The 15,572-nt window shown below is 63.2% G+C and carries 15 protein-coding genes; 3 read left to right on the plus strand and 12 right to left on the minus strand.

Going from position 1 to position 15,572, the window contains the following annotated elements; all coding sequences use genetic code 11:
• Positions 1-70: 70 nt before the first annotated feature.
• The 7 genes from BUS06_RS38615 to BUS06_RS30180 form a co-directional block, all read right to left on the minus strand.
• A complete protein-coding gene (locus tag BUS06_RS38615; RefSeq protein WP_074267997.1) occupies positions 71-1,687 on the minus strand; it encodes an amino acid ABC transporter permease/ATP-binding protein in 1,617 nt (538 codons plus the stop codon).
• Positions 1,687-2,616, minus strand: coding sequence for an ABC transporter substrate-binding protein (locus BUS06_RS30155; RefSeq protein ID WP_083611679.1), 930 nt, complete (start codon positions 2,614-2,616; stop codon positions 1,687-1,689). The genes BUS06_RS38615 and BUS06_RS30155 overlap by 1 nt, the downstream gene beginning before the upstream one ends.
• Positions 2,617-2,871: 255 nt before the next feature.
• Positions 2,872-3,279, minus strand: a complete 408-nt coding sequence (locus BUS06_RS30160; RefSeq protein ID WP_217272857.1) for a RidA family protein — start codon at positions 3,277-3,279, stop codon at positions 2,872-2,874.
• Positions 3,280-3,310: 31 nt separating this feature from the next.
• Positions 3,311-4,276: an agmatinase gene (locus tag BUS06_RS30165; RefSeq protein ID WP_074269374.1), complete on the minus strand. Its 966-nt coding sequence runs from the start codon at positions 4,274-4,276 to the stop codon at positions 3,311-3,313.
• 53 nt (positions 4,277-4,329) lie between these two features.
• The gene (locus tag BUS06_RS30170) at positions 4,330-4,992 is read right to left on the minus strand and encodes an amino acid ABC transporter permease (protein WP_074267999.1); all 663 of its coding nucleotides are present in this window, start codon (positions 4,990-4,992) and stop codon (positions 4,330-4,332) included.
• Complete coding sequence (locus tag BUS06_RS30175; protein ID WP_074268000.1) at positions 4,982-5,665, minus strand: amino acid ABC transporter permease; 684 nt, start codon at positions 5,663-5,665, stop codon at positions 4,982-4,984. The genes BUS06_RS30170 and BUS06_RS30175 overlap by 11 nt, the downstream gene beginning before the upstream one ends.
• A gap of 13 nt (positions 5,666-5,678) precedes the next feature.
• Positions 5,679-6,527 carry a transporter substrate-binding domain-containing protein gene (locus BUS06_RS30180; protein ID WP_074268001.1) on the minus strand — a complete coding sequence of 283 codons (849 nt, stop codon included), beginning with the start codon at positions 6,525-6,527 and terminating at the stop codon, positions 5,679-5,681.
• Positions 6,528-6,652: 125 nt separating this feature from the next.
• Between BUS06_RS30180 and BUS06_RS30185 the strand changes: the two genes are divergently transcribed.
• Both BUS06_RS30185 and BUS06_RS30190 read left to right on the plus strand, forming a co-directional pair.
• A complete protein-coding gene (locus BUS06_RS30185; RefSeq protein ID WP_074268002.1) occupies positions 6,653-7,537 on the plus strand; it encodes a LysR family transcriptional regulator in 885 nt (294 codons plus the stop codon).
• A gap of 210 nt (positions 7,538-7,747) precedes the next feature.
• Complete coding sequence (locus BUS06_RS30190; RefSeq protein ID WP_074268003.1) at positions 7,748-9,298, plus strand: methyl-accepting chemotaxis protein; 1,551 nt, start codon at positions 7,748-7,750, stop codon at positions 9,296-9,298.
• Between the two features lie 5 nt (positions 9,299-9,303).
• On the opposite strand, the gene hydA is transcribed toward BUS06_RS30190, so the two are convergent.
• The 5 genes from hydA to BUS06_RS30215 are packed head-to-tail and all read right to left on the minus strand — an operon-like array spanning position 9,304 to position 14,572.
• Entirely contained in the window at positions 9,304-10,731 is a 1,428-nt protein-coding gene (hydA, locus tag BUS06_RS30195) for a dihydropyrimidinase (protein ID WP_074268004.1), read from the minus strand.
• On the minus strand, positions 10,728-11,684 hold the full coding sequence (locus tag BUS06_RS30200; protein WP_074268005.1) for a dihydrodipicolinate synthase family protein: 957 nt from the start codon (positions 11,682-11,684) through the stop codon (positions 10,728-10,730). Before BUS06_RS30200 ends, hydA begins: the two co-directional genes overlap by 4 nt.
• Positions 11,681-12,853, minus strand: coding sequence for an NAD(P)/FAD-dependent oxidoreductase (locus BUS06_RS30205; protein WP_074268006.1), 1,173 nt, complete (start codon positions 12,851-12,853; stop codon positions 11,681-11,683). Before BUS06_RS30205 ends, BUS06_RS30200 begins: the two co-directional genes overlap by 4 nt.
• Positions 12,850-14,274, minus strand: a complete 1,425-nt coding sequence (locus BUS06_RS30210; protein WP_074268007.1) for a (2Fe-2S)-binding protein — start codon at positions 14,272-14,274, stop codon at positions 12,850-12,852. Before BUS06_RS30210 ends, BUS06_RS30205 begins: the two co-directional genes overlap by 4 nt.
• On the minus strand, positions 14,267-14,572 hold the full coding sequence (locus tag BUS06_RS30215) for a (2Fe-2S)-binding protein (protein WP_254369001.1): 306 nt from the start codon (positions 14,570-14,572) through the stop codon (positions 14,267-14,269). The genes BUS06_RS30210 and BUS06_RS30215 overlap by 8 nt, the downstream gene beginning before the upstream one ends.
• Positions 14,573-14,723: 151 nt before the next feature.
• Between BUS06_RS30215 and BUS06_RS30220 the strand changes: the two genes are divergently transcribed.
• On the plus strand, positions 14,724-15,551 hold the full coding sequence (locus BUS06_RS30220) for a transporter substrate-binding domain-containing protein (RefSeq protein WP_074268008.1): 828 nt from the start codon (positions 14,724-14,726) through the stop codon (positions 15,549-15,551).
• Positions 15,552-15,572 lie beyond the last annotated feature (21 nt).

The raw sequence follows: 15,572 nt of genomic DNA on the forward strand, positions 1-15,572 counted from the left end.
TGGATGATCGCAGCCGATGCGAAGACGCATGCATTGAGCGCGGTCTGGAAGAGCGCATTGACGGCGACGATCACGATGGGACTGCAAGCCGGCTGTCGGCGCCCATTACGTTCAGAAAACGCATGGTCAGCGGATGGCGCGGATGCGTGAGGATTTCGTGCGCGGGACCTTCTTCAACCACCGCGCCGCCGCTCATGAACACGACGCGATCGGCCACCTCGTCGGCGAAACGCAACTGGTGCGTCGAGATAATCATCGTCAGACCGCCTTCGATGGCGAGCCGCTGGATCACTTCAAGCACCTCGCCGACGAGCTCGGGGTCGAGCGCCGAGGTCGGTTCGTCGAGCAGCAGCACGCGCGGTCGCGGTGCGAGCGCGCGGGCAATCGCGACGCGCTGCTGCTGACCGCCGGAAAGATGACGGGGCAACGCATCGGCGCGCTGCGAGAGACCGACGCTTTCGAGCAGTTCGCGCGCACGGCGCTCGGCGTCGGCGGGCGCCATGCCGTGTACCCAGCGCAGCGGTCCCGCAATGTTCTCGCAGGCCGTCAGGTGACTGAACAGGTTGAAATGCTGGAACACCATGCCGACGCCGGCGCTTGCCCGCTCGTTGGCGATCTCATGCGGGGTCATCGGGCGGCCATCGACACGAAAGCCGAGCCGTTGCCCATCAATGCGGATTTCACCACTGTTCCATTGTTCGAGATGGTTGATACAGCGCAGCAGCGTGCTTTTGCCGGACCCGCTCGGCCCGAGCAGCGCGACGACCTCGCCGGCGCGCACCGTCAGGTCGAATCCTTCCAGCACGGTCTGGTCGCCGTAGCGTTTGCAGAGGTCGCTGACCTGAACCGCCGCGCGTTGTCTGGTCAGTTCTGCGTAGCGTTTCGAGCGGTCCGGCTGTGGGTCGGGCTTGCGGAGCGTGGCGAGCGGCGGCTGTTCGAGCGATGCATCGGGCGCTGACGGCATACTCGCGCGAGACGTGCTCACCGCGACACTCATGCGGCGCCACGGCAGCAAGCGTGCGAAGCGTTCAGACGCTGGGCGGTCAAGGTCGAGCGCGGCCTCGGCGATCAACTGGATCGCGGCAATCGCACCGGTCAGCAACAGGTACATCAATCCGGAGGCGAAGAAGATCGAGAAAAAGTCGAACGTCGACGAGGCGAGTTGGGTGCTGCGCAGTGTCAGCTCGTCGACGGCGATCACCGATGCAAGCGATGAGTTCTTCAACGCGCTCACCGACTCATTGCCAAGCGCCGGCACGATCATGCGGATTGCCTGCGGTGCGATGACGCGATGCAGCAGCACGGTGGGCGTCATGCCGAGCGCCTGTCCGGCGAGCAGTTGTCCCCGTTCGACGCCCAGCACACCGGCCCGCAGGATCTCGGCGATGAACGGCCCTTCGTTGGCCGCCAGCGCGAGTCCTGCTGCGCCGATCGCGCTTAGCTTCAGCCCGATATGCGGCAGTGCATCGTACGCGAACACCAGTTGCAAGATCAGCGGTGTGCCGCGAAAGATCACCGTATAACCGCGCGCGAAAAGAGCGAGCGGCCCGACTCTGCTCAGTTGCATGCTGGCGAGCACCAGCCCCACGACGAGCCCTCCGGCGAGCCCAAGGAGTGTGACTGCGATCGTGAAGCCGATGCCCTTGAGCAGATACGGCAGCGCGAGATAGTGCAGGAACAGGTCCATCAGTTCGAGACGATCAGCTTGGGTGTTTCGAGATTTTCAGCGCCGAGCGACCACTTCTTCAACAGGTCGGTCTGGATGCCGGCCTTCTGGATCGCGACCAGTGCCGCCATCACGGCTGCGCGGAACTCCGGTTTGTCCTTCGGTACACCGATACCAACCGAATACGGCAGTGTCACCGCGGTCGCCTTTTCCAGTTGATCCGGGTACGCCTTCACCGCCTGATCTACCGTGTTCACGTCGTTGACGTACGTATCGGCGCGGCCCGAAAGGATCGCCTGAATGCAGTTCGCGTTGTTGTCGTACAGTTGCACCGCAGCTTCCTGCTTGCTGGCTGCCTTGCAAGCCGGCGCGAGGTTCTGGATCAGCGGTACTTCGACGTAGCCGGTGTTTTCCGCGGCGGCCGTGCCGCACAGCGACGGATTGATACCGGTAATCTTCTTCGGATTGCCCTTGGCGACGAGCACACCGTCAAACACCTTCGAGTAGGTAATGAAGTCCGCAGCCTTGGCACGCTCCTCCGTTGCGTAAATATCTGAAATCACGATATCGGCCTGACCGCTTTGCAGGGTCGTCAACAGCGCGGCGAACGTAACCGGCTTGTATGTCATCGTGAAGCCGAGACAATTGCCGATGGTTTCGCCCAGGTCGATATCGAAGCCGACGTATTTACTCGGATCGTTCGGGTCTAGTGCTTCATAGCCGGGCGTGTGCGGGTTGATCGCATTGACGAAGGTTTTGCCCTTGAATTGCGGATATTTCGCCTGCAGCGCCTTGCATTCGCCAGGCACGGCCGCGCTGGCTGCCCTGGCGTGGCCCGTTATCAGCAGCGCCAGCAGGCAGATGGCGCCGAGGAGCAGTTCATGCCAGCGGCGACCCGTGCCGCCGGCACGTCGCAAGCCATGCCTATGATCGACAAGATTGGTATGCATCCCGAGACTCCCTGAGCGGCAGATGTCAAAGGCGTACCCCATGCACGCCTTGTTGCATCGCACTAGTGCAAGCGTAGGTGGAGGAAATTTCGCGGACTTGTCCGGGGACGCACAAATGCTTGCACGGGGGTGAAGCGAGGCTGCCTGGGTTTCGTTTTCGGGTTCTCTGGGGCGGGGATGGGTGCAATCCGGTCGGGCAGGGGACGAGTGCGCGCCGCCGGACGGCGCGGCGGCGGTTCTTTAGCACTGGGCTTCTTACGATTTCACGGCGATGACATCCACTTCGACGACCCATTCCGGCCGCGCAAGCGCCACCACCGTCAAGCCGGTCGATACCGCATGCACGCCCTTGAGCCAGCGGCCGATCACGCGGTAGACCGCCTCGCGATACCTTACGTCGGTGAGATAGATCGTTACCTTGCAAATGTCTGCCAGCTTGCTGCCGGCTTCTTCGAGCAGCATCTTGACGTTGGCCATCGCCTGCTCGGCCTGCGCGGCCGCGTCGCCGATGCCCACCGATTCATGCGTGTCGAGATTCTGGCCAATCTGGCCACGCAGGAAAATCATGTTGCCGGCGACGACAGCTTGTGCGAGGTCGTTGTCGAGAGATTGCTCCGGATAAGTGTCCCGGGTATTGAACGGACGAATACGGGTATGTTCCATCATGCTGTGCGTCTCCAATTGATTACCACTGTCAGCTGAGGCGATCGAAGTAGCCCGCGCGGATCGCGCTGCCGATCAGATTCAGGATCAACCGCCCGGCCGTCATGCACGAGATCTGGTTGATGTCTTTGGCCGGCTGGATTTCGACGATGTCCATGCCGACCACGCGACCCTTGCGCACGAGGCCATGAATCAGCTTGCGGGCCTGCAAGAAAGTTACGCCGCCGGGTGCGGGACCGGCTACAGCCGGCATCACGGAGGGATCGAGGCCGTCGGCGTCAATCGTCAGGTAGTAGTTGCCGCCATCGGGAATGCGTGCGAGCACCGCATCCATGCCGATGTCGTGCAGTTCGTACGCGGTTATCAGTTCGGACCCGTACGCCTTTGCCGCGCGAAGTTCTTCCGGGCGTCCGCTACCCTGTGCGCGCAGACCGATCTGCACGATCTTCGCCACGTGGGTCATTTCCGAGGCTCGCCGGATAGGGCTCGACAACCCTTCGCGCACGCCGTTGACCTCGTCGCGCCAGTCGAGATGAGCGTCGACGTGAACTAGCGTGATGGGCCCCAGCGAATCGAACGCGCGCAGCACCGGTGTCGTGATGCCGTGGTCGCCGCCCATCACAATGGGTAGCGCGCCTGCGGCGAGAATCTTGCGGACGGCCGCTTCGACGCGCTGATAGTGACTGCCGGGGGCGGCGAGGTCCGCGATCACGTCGCCGCAATCGACGAAGCGAATGTCATCGCGCTCCTGGAGCAGCGGGCCGTCGATATCGAAGTCGTAATGACCGGGCGAACGCACGACGCGATCAGTCGCCTGGCGGATCGCTGTTGGCGCGTTGGTCTGGTCGTTGGTGAAATCGGCGGCCGAATACGCAGCGCCGTAGGGCATGCCGAGCACGGCAATGTCTGCTTCCAGGTGGTCGAGGTCCAGCGCGAGGTCAGCGTAGAGCAGGGTTTTATGGCCGGTTTTCGGTGCGACGGTGAGTGGCTTTTCCATCATCTGTATTCCTTATCAAACTGAATTAAAAAAGGGGCGTAAAGCATTGCCTCTCAGGCCCGCCGGTAACGGGTTGCGTAGCGCTCCGACCACTGGCCGGCAAGGTCCAGCAGCACACTGCACACCCAGTAGATCAGCGCGGTCGTGCCGAGCACCTCGACGTAGGCGAAGGTATCGGCGGTGAGCAGGTTGCTCTGGTACGTGAGCTCGGAGAGGCTCATCACCGAGAAAATCGAAGAGTCCTTGAACATCATGATGGTGAGGCTGGTCGTCGCCGGGGCAAGATAGCCGAAGATCTGCGGCAGGACTACGTGGCACTGCACGTCCCATTCCGACAGGCCGAGCGAGCGCGCCGCCTGCAACTGTCCGCGCGGCAGGCTGCCGAATGCGGCGCGCAGGATCTCGCAGAAATAGCCACCGGTATAAAACGCCGTCGCCGCCACGCCGATCGCAAACGCCGGCATCGAGATGCCGAGCTTCGGCAGGCCAAAAAAGCTGAGGTAGACAAGAATCAGAAACGGCACATTGCGCACAATCTCGACATAGGTCAACGCGGCCGAACGCGCGAGACGTGCTGGGGATCCATACAGATACGCGGCCAACGTGCCCGCCGCAATGCCCAGCGGAATGCCGAGCCCGCAGACCTGCGCGGTGACTTTCAGGCCCTTCAGCAGCGGGCCGACCGATTGCTCGACGATGGACGGGTCAATGGACATTGGGCAATACCTTCGCCACCCGGCGCTCGAGCCCGCGCGATGCCGACGACGCCACGAACAGGATTCCAAAATAGACGACTGCTGTGGCGGAAAAGACCTGCAGCGGCAAGTTCGTCTGCAGCGTGGCGTCGCGCGCCACGGTCGCGAGATCATGGACCGCGATGATCGACATCAGTGACGACGCCTTCAGCAGCATGGTGAATTCGTTGGTGAGCGGCGGGATGGAGCGATAGAACAACTGGGGAAACACGATGTAGCGCCAGGCCTGCGTGGAGCGCATGCCGAGCGCGCGCGCGGCGGGCAACTGGCCGCCACTGAGGGAATTGAACGCGCCGCGCAGGATTTCCGACACGTATGCGCCGGTATTCATGGCAAGCGCAAGAACGCCGGCTTCTAGCGGCGACAGCGGCAGATTCAGCACCGCGGGCAGCACGTAGTACGCCACCATCATCTGGATCAGCGCGGGCGTGCCGCGAATCGCGCTGACGTAGCCGACTACCAGCCACGCCAGCGCACGGCCGCCGAGCAGACGCGCAACCAGCAGGATCGAACCGAACACAATGCCGATCGCAAATGCGAGTGCACTCGCCGCGATCGTGATCAGCGCGCCACCCAGCACGTCGTGAAGGAAGGGCTCAAGCGCGGTGATCTGTGCGCTGACAAAGGACGGCATTGAGCGTCCCGCGTCAGACCGCGCCTTCAGGCAGGTAACCGCTGGTCGGCAGATTCATCGTGTAGCCGAACCATTTTTTTTGCAGGCCGGCGAGCTGGCCGTTCCTGGTTAGCTCGTCGAGCGAGCTGTTGATGAACGCGCGGATTTCCTTGTCGTCTGGATGGGCGACCCACGCCAGCACTTTCGGATCTCCGATTTTACCTATCACGCGATACTGCCCCGGCTCGCGCTTCATCAGCACCGCGACGATGTTCGACGGCATGATGCTCACGTCCACGGTCTTGTTGGATAGCGCGACCATGACGTCGGGATAGGCCTGAAACAGCTTGAGATCCGAGTAGCCGGCGCCCTTGGCTTTCAGTTGCGTATCGAAGGCTTGCGCGACAGGCTGCGACGACGATCCCATCTGCGTGCCCACCACGTGGCCCGCAACATCTTCGGGCCTGGTGATGCCAGCGTCGCTGGCGCGCGCCACCAGCACGGTATCGACGACGCCCACGGGTTCGGAAAACGCAAAGCGTTTCGCCCGCTCCGGGTTGATGCCGACGCTCGTCGCGACGAAGTCGAACTTGTGTGCCATCAAGCCCGGCAGCAGGCCCTGAAACGGCAGATTGACCTGGTTGAGCGGCACGCCGAGCTTGCCGGCCATGTATCCCAGGATGTCGTGGCCGTAGCCCACCACCTGGCCGTTCTCGACGAATTCAAACGGCTCGTAAGCGGCTTCGGTGCCGACCGTCAGCTTGCCGCGCTTGCGGATGTCGGCTAACGAACCGCCTTCGGCGAACGCGAAGGAAGGCGCCGCCAACGCAAGCGAAACACCGCCTGCCAGCGTAATGAATTTGCGTCGATTGAGCGTGGTCATGGATTTTCCGGCAAGGGGTTAAGCGATTGCTGAGCAGCCAATGTAGGCAGTCAAAATAGTTTTGAATAACTATTTTTGTGCTGATATGGTTCCGAAAACCAAGACCTTTCGACGACGTTGCCGCGATGAAAAAGATGCCTCTCGATGAGCGCGACCTTCGTTCGCTGCGGGTCTTCTGCGCAGCCGCGCAAGCAAGTGGTTTCGCTGCCGCCGAACGCACGTTGCTGATGTCTAAAGCATCGATCAGCCGGCATATCAACGAGGTCGAAGCGCGCCTCGGGCTGAAGCTCTGCGAACGGGGACCCGGAGGTTTCCAACTGACCGAAGGCGGCCAGGTGGCGTTGCGCGTCTCGCTGCAGGCGCTCGAAGCACTCGAGCGGATCAAGCCGGAAGTCGATGCGGTACGTGGCCTGTTGTCCGGGCCGCTGGTGCTTGGCATGTCCGAGCACGTGATGACGCACAAGGACTGCAAGGTCGCGGATGCGCTCGGCGAGTTGAACCGCATCGCACCGCTGGTCACGCCGACGCTGAAGGTGATGACGTTCGGCGATCTTGGCACGGCGCTCGCCGAGCGACGCGTGCAGATCGCGATTCGAGGTGTCTATAAACGTGCGCGGGCCTTCCGTCACTATCCGTTGTTCACCGAAACGCATCGCGTCTACTACCGGCCGGCGCAGGGCGCGGTTAGCGATGCACCCGGCGAGAAGGGCGAGTGGCCGCTCGTGTATCGCCCGCATCCGTTCGTCGAAGACGCGCTCGCGACTCACGCCTTCCGGCAAGGTCCGGAAGCCAGCGGACTCGAAGCAGTCGCAACGTTGGTGGCGACGGGGCGCTACGTCGGTCTTCTGCCCGAACACTATGCGGCGCAACTGTCGCCGCGTTATGAGTTCGCGGTGCTGCCGCAATCGCCGTCCTACGACATACCGTTTTGCGCGATCGTCGAGGAATCAAGACCCCTGACTCGCAGCGCTGAGTCATTCCTGGACCTGCTGCTTGCGGCGCACCGCTGACGACGCTGCCGCGCGCGCGTCCCGTTTGCGTCCCGCTCGTCCGATAAACAGAATAGATGCGAGATGAGGCCACTTGCGATAACCGCGCGACACCCGCTATGGCAGAATCGCCAGAAGAACGTATATGCCCACCGCGACGTGCTTCCAGGTTGCATCCCATGCATCTGGCCGGCGATCGGAGGCAATGCCACTGCGGTTTGGGGGAGATCCATGTCAGCCAGTCAACAGACGCCACGCGTTGCCGCGGGCCCGTCGCATTCATCATCCTCGCCTCTCCCGCTTGGCTCCGCATTGCGCCGCTGGAATCTGCGCGTGCAATGGGCGATTGTCGCGCTTAGCGCGATTGGCGCGGTCGCCGCGGCCCGCTGGTACGGCTACTATGGCGCCGCGTTTGGCCTTGCGCAGTTCCTGGTGATTTTCGGCTGGTTCGGGGCAGGCCTGTTCCGCGCCATCTCAATCTTGCGGGCCCAACTCGAGGCGCTGTGCGAAGGCGATCTGGTGCGGGACGTATCCTTGCCCGGACGCGACGAACTGGCGGCGCTCGGCGAACAGGGGCGTCTGCTGGCCCACCAGTTTTCGCAGATCGTGGCTCGCATTCGCAGCGAAGCGGAACTGATCGCGATGGGCGGCGCCGAGGCGACCGAACACGCCACCTCGCTGTCGCAGCGCACCGAATCGCAGGCTGCGAGCCTTCAGCAAACCCGTGCCTCGCTCGAGACCTTGCTGGAAGCCGTGCGCTATAACACCAATCAGACACAGCAAGCCGATGAGCGCTCCGCCCGTGCACATGCCGATGCGGTTGCGGGGCAGGAGGCGGTGCGCGCTTCAGTCGAAAGCATCGAGCGCATCGAGCAGCGCTCGCACGAGATGGGCGAGATGCTCAGCGTGATCGACGGCATCGCTTTCCAGACCAATATCCTTGCGCTCAACGCCGCAGTGGAAGCGGCCCGCGCTGGCGATTCCGGCCGCGGTTTCGCCGTGGTCGCCTCCGAAGTGCGGGCCCTGGCGCAGCGTAGCGCGCAGGCCGCCGCGGAAGTCAAAAAACTGATCCAGCATTCTCGCGACGAGGTGACGGACGGCGTGCAAGCCATTGAAGGCAGCCGCAATCTGCTGACGCGTGCAGTCGATGCGGTCAGCCAGGTAGCCGCGTTGCTGCGCGACGTCGCACGCTCGAGCAGCGAGCAGACCATCGGCTTGCAGGAGATCGCCCAGGCAGTCGAGGTGCTGGACGACATCACCCAGCGCAATGGCCAGATGGTCGGCGGGTCGGTGGAAACGGCAAGTCAGTTGCAGGCCCGTGCCGACCGGCTCAGCGACGGCGTCAAATATATCCGGCTACGCCAGGGCTGTGCCGACGAGGCACGCGCCATGGCGCAGCGTGCGGCGCAACTGGTGGACAGCGAGGGGCCCGAAGTTGCCGTGCGTCGTTTTCACGACCCGCAGGGCGGCTTTCGCGACCGCGACCTCTATATCGTGGTGGCGGATCGCGACGACTATTTCCGTGCCTTCGGCTCCGACCCGGGCAAGGCCGGCAAGCTGCGAAAAGATGCGTTGCCCGGCGACGACCAGAGCGCGATCCGCGAGGCCAGTTGGCGCGCGGTCGAGCAGGGCGGCGGCTGGATCGAATTCAACGGGCGGCATCCTGTAACGAAGCAACCAGTGGAGAAGATCGGTTACATCGCGCCCGCGCTCGGCGGCCGTTGGGCCGTGCAGTGCAGCGTGAACCGCGGTGACGGGTTGAAGCCTTCCAGGAAGGCCTGACGCTGTTACCAGTGCGCGCCCAACTCGCCGCGCGGGACGAATTGCCCGTGTCCGGTTTGGCCCACCCACTCGCCGTCGTCGATCAGCAACTCGCCGCGGAGCAATACCTTCTTCACGCGTCCCGTCACAGAGTGGCCTTCGAATAGCGTGAAATCGCAATCGCTGTGCTGTGTATGCGCGCTGATCGTATGTACTTCACCTGGATCGAACAGCACGATATCGGCATCGCTGCCTATCGCCAGCGTGCCTTTCTTCGGGAACAGCCCAAACAGTTTCGCAGGCGCGGTCGACGTCAGTTCGACAAAGCGGTTCAGCGAAATTCGGCCCGTGCGCACCCCTCCGTCGTAAACAACGGTCATGCGAGTTTCCACACCGGGCACGCCGTTCGGAATCTTCGAAAAATCGTCCTGCCCGAGCGGCTTCTGGTTCACGTTGCCGCGATGGCCTTCTTTCATGCAGTAGGGGCAATGATCGGTGGAGATGAGTTGCAGGTCGTCCGTTTTCAGCGCCGTCCATAGCGCGTTCTGCGCGTCTTTCGAACGCAGCGGCGGACTCATTACATAGCGTGCGGTGTCGAAGCTTTCGTCGGCGTAGGCCGACTCGTCGAAGAACAGGTAATGCGGGCAGGTTTCCGCAAACACAGGAATGCCGAGGTCGCGCGCTTCGATCACATGTTTTAGCGCTTCCTTGGCGGACAGATGCACGAAGTACACCGGCGCCTCGGCGAGCTCTGCGAGTTTGATGCCGCGATGCGTCGCCTCGCCTTCCATGATGGCTGGACGTGTGAGCGCGTGATAGCGCGGCGATGTATGACCCTGGGCAATCGCTTCGCGAATCAGCAGGTCGATCACGGTGCCGTTCTCGGCGTGCAACGCAATCATGCCGCCATGCTGACCCACCATGCGCATGGCCTGGAAAATCGCCGCATCGTCCGACATCACCGTGCCGGGGTACGCCATGAACATCTTGAAGCTCGACACGCCTTCGTGACGGATCGCGTATTGCATGTCGCCGAGGACCTTGTCGTCGACCTGCGTGACGATCACGTGAAAGGCATAGTCGATACTGGCAACCGAGGCCGCTTTCGATTGCGCGCGCGCAATTGCATCGAGTGGGCTGGTGCCGGCGTTTTGCAGCGCAAAGTCGATGATCGTCGTGGTGCCGCCGAACGCCGCCGAGCGGGTACCGGACGCGAAATTGTCGCAGGTGACCGAGGGCCCGAAGGTATTCTCCATATGCGTGTGGGCGTCGACGCCGCCTGGAAATACCAGCAGGCCGCTCGCGTCGATTACGTGAGTGTCGGGTCCGGCTTCGAGCTGCTGGCCGATACAGACGATGCGTCCGCCTTCGATCACGATATCGGCGACGTAGTCGTCAACGGCGGTAATCAGGCGTCCTCCGCGAATCAGCGTGCGTGTCGGGTCGTGAGTCATGAATCGCTCCGTTCATGGTCAGTGGCAAGGGCAAAGGAGAGGGCGTCCTCGAGACGGCCGATTTCTGCAGCGGACAGGCGCGAGATGGGCGGTCGCATCGATGCATGCGGGAATTTGCCAAGCAGGTGCAAACAGGCCTTCAGACGTGCGTTCGCGTGCGAGCCGGGCGCGGTGCCGTAGATGAGTTTTGCCAGCGGATAGACGCGCGCATGGAGCTGTTGCGCTTCGCTGAGGCTGCCGTTCAGCACCGCCCGGTGCAGGGCGACGATCAGCTCCGGCACGACCGCTGCCAGGCTGACGAGGCTACCCTCGGTGCCGATGGCAAAGCATGGGAACAGGTGCTCGTCGCCCGACGCCATGACGGCAATATGCGGCGCCACCGATTTCAAAAGCCTGCGATTGGCCTCATACGCGGCGGTTTCCCAGCTGCCTTCCTTGATGGCCACCACCTCGGGCAAGCTGGCCAGCGCCGTTAGCATTTCAGGCGTATAGGCCATTCCACCGGTGCTGACGCCGGCCTGATAGAGCATCATCGGCAGACCGGCGTTCGCGTTGGCCAGCCGGTGATGCGTGACGACGGTCTCCAGATCGGTGGAGAGCGCCCACGAGTACGGCGGAAACAGCAGCAAGGCGTCGGCGCCTGCCCGCTGGGCATCGTCGGTATGCGCCTGCGCTTCGTAGCTATCCTCCGAATTGATCCCTGCGACGATGATCGAGCGGTCGCCGCAGACACTATGCGCGATTTCCACCACGCGCCGCTTTTCATCGCGCGACAGAGCGAAGTTCTCGCCAGCGTGGCCGTTGATCAGGAGTCCGACTATCCCATCGATCGCCGTCACTTCCTCGAGATGGGACGCGAGCGCAGCCTCGTCGAGATGGCGGCCGTGCGCATCGAGCGGGCACAGTGTGGAGGCGTAGATGCCGTTGAAGGGAGCGTCGTGCGAGGGAATCATTGGGTCTGTTCTCGTTGAGGGAGTTCGGGCGCGGCGGCGATGAGCCGGGCGGGATCGAACAACGGCAGCTCGGGCGTCGCGCCGAGCATCGTTTGAGCGAGCAGCTTGCCCATGTAGGGCCCGCTCGTATAACCGGAATGCACGCAGCCGATGACCCATGCGTCAGCGAGTCCAGGCAGCGCGCCGATCATCGGCATGGCGTCGGCTGTCTCGGCCTCGAGCCCCAGCCAGATGCGCGCGACGCGCGCTTTTGCCAGCGCGGGAATCACGTGCTGTGCAAGACGCAGGTTGCCGGTGAGGTTTTGCGGAATCGTTTCGACCGGGCCGCGCGCGCGATCGCCGACACCTTGCCAGCCGCCGCCGATCAGTACGGTGCCGTTAGCGAACTGCTTCATCGACAGCAAGCCGTTCGCAATGCTTAGCACCGTGCGTATGACGGGAGGCATCCGTTCGGTGATGATGAGCTGGTTTACCAGCGCTTTTACGGGAATGCGGATATCGAGCATCGCGAGCAGCGGTTCGAGCCAGACACCGCCTGCCATGACGAGGCGCGTGGCGTCGATGCGAACCGAGGCGCCCTGGTGTTCGGGGCCATGTACGCGGTAGTGCCCATTGGCGTGATCAATGCGTGTGACAGCGGTCTGCTCGAAGATCTGCACGCCCGCTGTCCGCAGCGCCGCGTGAAAGGCGCGCCCCGTTAAATAAGCACTGGCAAAACCGTCGGTCTGGCAGAACGCGGCTTCAAGCATCGCGGGATTGAGACCCGGTTCGACCGCTAGCGCGGCGTCGCGCTCGAGCAGGTCAATCTGCGCGCCATATTCGCGTCGTGCTGCGGCGCGAGCGCGCAGCAGTTCGCGCTCTGTTTCGGTGAACGCGAGCGAGAGCCCCGGCACCGCGGTCGCAAGGACGCTGGAACCAAGCCATTGTTCGGATTCCATCCACATTTGCCAGCCGCGCCTGGCGTACGGAACCAGCGCGGCGCGCGTCATATGAAGCGTGAGCGTGCCCGCGTTCACGCCCGAGGCGGCGCGGCACAGGGCATCACGCTCGATCAGCGCGACTCGCATGCCGCCGCGTGCGAGGAATAGCGCAGTGGTGCAACCCATCACGCCGCCACCTACGATGGCAACGTCGAATGGTCCGTGTACGGTCTGACCCGGCGTACTCATAGCGGAGCCGCCTTCGGAATGGGGATTTCGTCATACGTGAAATTCCCGGTCAACGCTTCCACCGTCACCGGCCGTAACGGCGTGCGGGCCGAGAAGCAGCCGACGGTTTCGCGCGAAGCGGTGCCCATACGCCGCATCAGCAGTTCGCCGGCTACGTCGCCGCACGTGCGGCCTTGGCATGGGCCCATTCCGCAGCGTGTCCACGCCTTGAGCTGATTGATGTCGCGGGCGCCGGCGTCGCAGGCGGCCTCGATCTCTGCACGTGTCACGTCTTCGCAACGGCACACAATCGTCTCTGGCGTAATGCTTTCCACGTGTCCCGGGCGCAGCGCCATCAGATTGGCCATCGCATGGCCAAAGCGCGCGGCGTGTCGATGGGCGCTGCGTGCAGGCCCGATACCGCGCGTCAGGCGCACGGGATTAGCCGCGCCGAGATCGAGCGCGCAGGCCAGTCCGGCCAACGCGCCGTGCGTGGCGGCCGCCGCCGCACCGGCGATGCCGGCGCCGTCCCCAGCGACATAAAGCAGTGGGCGCGAGGTGCGTCCATCCTGATCGGCGACGGCGATCCATCCTCCCGCCGCACGCGAGAAGCGATGCTTCGCGCGCAACAGACGGGTGATTTCCGTGGCTGGCGTGAGACCGTGACCGACGGCGATGCAATCGGCCAGCACGGTCGTTCGCTGTCCGCTGATTGGACGTCCAGCCGCGTCGCAGGGGGCGAGCGTGGCACGCAAGCGTTCGTCAGCCGGTTCGACACGAATGATGGTGTGACGTCCATACCGCGGCGTCCGGGCACGGTTGATGGTGCGCCACCAGTCGACTCCTTGTCGCAGCAGACCGGGGCGCGCGAGCATCGCCGGCAGCGCGCGTGCCCAGTCGGCGGTGCCGGCGAGATCGGCAATTGCCTCGACCTTGCCGCCGCCTTCGATGGTCTTCGCCGCCACGGCCGCGAGCAGCGGCCCGCATCCGGCGACGAGCGTCGAGCGACCAGGCAGTACTCCTTGCGATTTCAGCAGAATCGTCGCAGCGGCCAAGCCGATTACACCGGGCGTGGTCCATCCTTCGAACGGTACGACCCGTTCAGTCGTTCCCGATGCCACGATCAGCGCGCGCGCCATGCAATGCACAGGGCCGTTGGGGCCGGTGGCGTCGATGCGGTAATCGCCGGTCACGGCCCACACCGAGTGGGCGAAGAAGGTAGTCACGGTACTGGCGGTCAGCTCACGCCGCAATACGTCGCCTGCCTGCTGATCGGCGCTGCTCGCGGCGCGCATGCCTTCTATGGGGGCGCGGTAGACCTGTCCTCCCGCGCTGGCGTTCTCGTCGAACAGCGCGACGTTCAGCCCAGCCGATGCCGCTGCCAGCGCCGCATGCACGCCCGCCGGTCCGCCTCCAAGCACCACCACGTCGAACTCAGCCATCGGCGCCGGTCTCCGGGACGGTTTCGACATGCAGGCCATCGGTCACCGGTGTTCGGCACGCGAGTGTGCGGCGACCGTCGACCATCACCAGACATTCCTGGCACGACCCCATCAGGCAGAACATGCCACGTGCCTCGCGCAGACGCGGGCTCGAGCGCAAGGCCTTTACGTCAGACGCAAACAGGGCGACCGCGACGCTTTCGCCCGCGCGTGCCGTGAAGCGCTGCCCGTCGAGAAACAGCTCGACGGTTGCAACACGGTTCGAGTCGTGAATACGCATGGCATCCGCTGCAGACATCGGCACCAACCTCGCTTGACAAGTAATTTAGGCGATGCTTTGATACTAACGTATACGATACGTATACGCAAAGTCGCCAAAAACAAGTGGCGCTGCGAACGCCTCGACCGAGCCTTCCCACACCTAGCCGCCCCTCTCACGGAGTTACAGCATGAAACCCTCGATCACCCTGAGCCGCATGCTTGCCGCTGGCCTCGCGGCCTGCGCGCTGCTTGGCTCACTCGATGCAAGCGCCCGCACGCTGGACGAAATTCTTGCCTCGAAGACGATTGTGTTCGGTATCAACCCGAACCTGCCGCCGCTTGGCGTCTATGATGCCAAGAACAATATCGACGGTTTCGATGTGAGCATCGCGAAGAAGATTGCGGATTCGCTGGGCGTCAAGCTGGAAATCGTGCCGGTTGGCTCGGCCGACCGCGTGCCGTTTCTGATGTCCGACAAGATCGACGCGGTGATGGGCGGTATGACGCGCAACGCCGACCGGCTGAAAGTGATCGACTTCACGGACCCGGTCAATACTGAAGTACTGGGCGTGCTGACCACACAAGACAAGCCGTACAAGGACTGGACGCAACTGAACGATCCGTCGGTTCGGCTCGTGCAGGTGCGCGGCACGACACCGGTCAAGCTGATTCAGGACAAGCTGCCGAAGGCGCAACTGCTGTTGCTGGACAACTATCCCGACGCGGTACGCTCGATTGCGCAGGGCCGCTCCGACGCGCTGATCGACGTGCTCGATTTCATGCTGAGCTTCACGAAAAGCTATCCGACGAAATGGCGTGTCGTCGACGCACCGATTGAAGTGGACTACGACTGTATCGGCATCAAGAAGGGGAATACCGCGTTGACCGAGCGTCTGAACAAGGAAATCGGCGTCTTGCAGAAGAACGGTTTTGTGGCGGAAAGCTGGAAGAAGTGGTTTGGCAGCCCGATGCTGTACGATCCGACCGCTGCGCCGCCTGCGGTTGCAGCGCAATAAGCTTTGCTTCGCGTCACTGAC

The organism is Paraburkholderia phenazinium (genome assembly GCF_900141745.1).
Lineage (GTDB): Bacteria > Pseudomonadota > Gammaproteobacteria > Burkholderiales > Burkholderiaceae > Paraburkholderia > Paraburkholderia phenazinium_B.

Bases quoted from the DNA above. Each gene is read 5' to 3' on its own strand.
- BUS06_RS30210 (WP_074268007.1), bottom strand. From the start codon at position 14,274: ATGGCTGAGTTCGACGTGGTGGTGCTTGGAGGCGGACCGGCGGGCGTG.
- BUS06_RS30180 (WP_074268001.1), bottom strand. From the start codon at position 6,527: ATGACCACGCTCAATCGACGCAAATTCATTACGCTGGCAGGCGGTGTT.
- hydA (WP_074268004.1), bottom strand. From the start codon at position 10,731: ATGACTCACGACCCGACACGCACGCTGATTCGCGGAGGACGCCTGATT.
- BUS06_RS30155 (WP_083611679.1), bottom strand. From the start codon at position 2,616: ATGCATACCAATCTTGTCGATCATAGGCATGGCTTGCGACGTGCCGGC.
- BUS06_RS30215 (WP_254369001.1), bottom strand. From the start codon at position 14,572: ATGTCTGCAGCGGATGCCATGCGTATTCACGACTCGAACCGTGTTGCA.
- BUS06_RS38615 (WP_074267997.1), bottom strand. From the start codon at position 1,687: ATGGACCTGTTCCTGCACTATCTCGCGCTGCCGTATCTGCTCAAGGGC.
- BUS06_RS30190 (WP_074268003.1), top strand. From the start codon at position 7,748: ATGTCAGCCAGTCAACAGACGCCACGCGTTGCCGCGGGCCCGTCGCAT.
- BUS06_RS30185 (WP_074268002.1), top strand. From the start codon at position 6,653: ATGAAAAAGATGCCTCTCGATGAGCGCGACCTTCGTTCGCTGCGGGTC.
- BUS06_RS30160 (WP_217272857.1), bottom strand. From the start codon at position 3,279: ATGGAACATACCCGTATTCGTCCGTTCAATACCCGGGACACTTATCCG.
- BUS06_RS30165 (WP_074269374.1), bottom strand. From the start codon at position 4,276: ATGGAAAAGCCACTCACCGTCGCACCGAAAACCGGCCATAAAACCCTG.
- BUS06_RS30175 (WP_074268000.1), bottom strand. From the start codon at position 5,665: ATGCCGTCCTTTGTCAGCGCACAGATCACCGCGCTTGAGCCCTTCCTT.
- BUS06_RS30205 (WP_074268006.1), bottom strand. From the start codon at position 12,853: ATGAGTACGCCGGGTCAGACCGTACACGGACCATTCGACGTTGCCATC.
- BUS06_RS30170 (WP_074267999.1), bottom strand. From the start codon at position 4,992: ATGTCCATTGACCCGTCCATCGTCGAGCAATCGGTCGGCCCGCTGCTG.
- BUS06_RS30220 (WP_074268008.1), top strand. From the start codon at position 14,724: ATGAAACCCTCGATCACCCTGAGCCGCATGCTTGCCGCTGGCCTCGCG.
- BUS06_RS30200 (WP_074268005.1), bottom strand. From the start codon at position 11,684: ATGATTCCCTCGCACGACGCTCCCTTCAACGGCATCTACGCCTCCACA.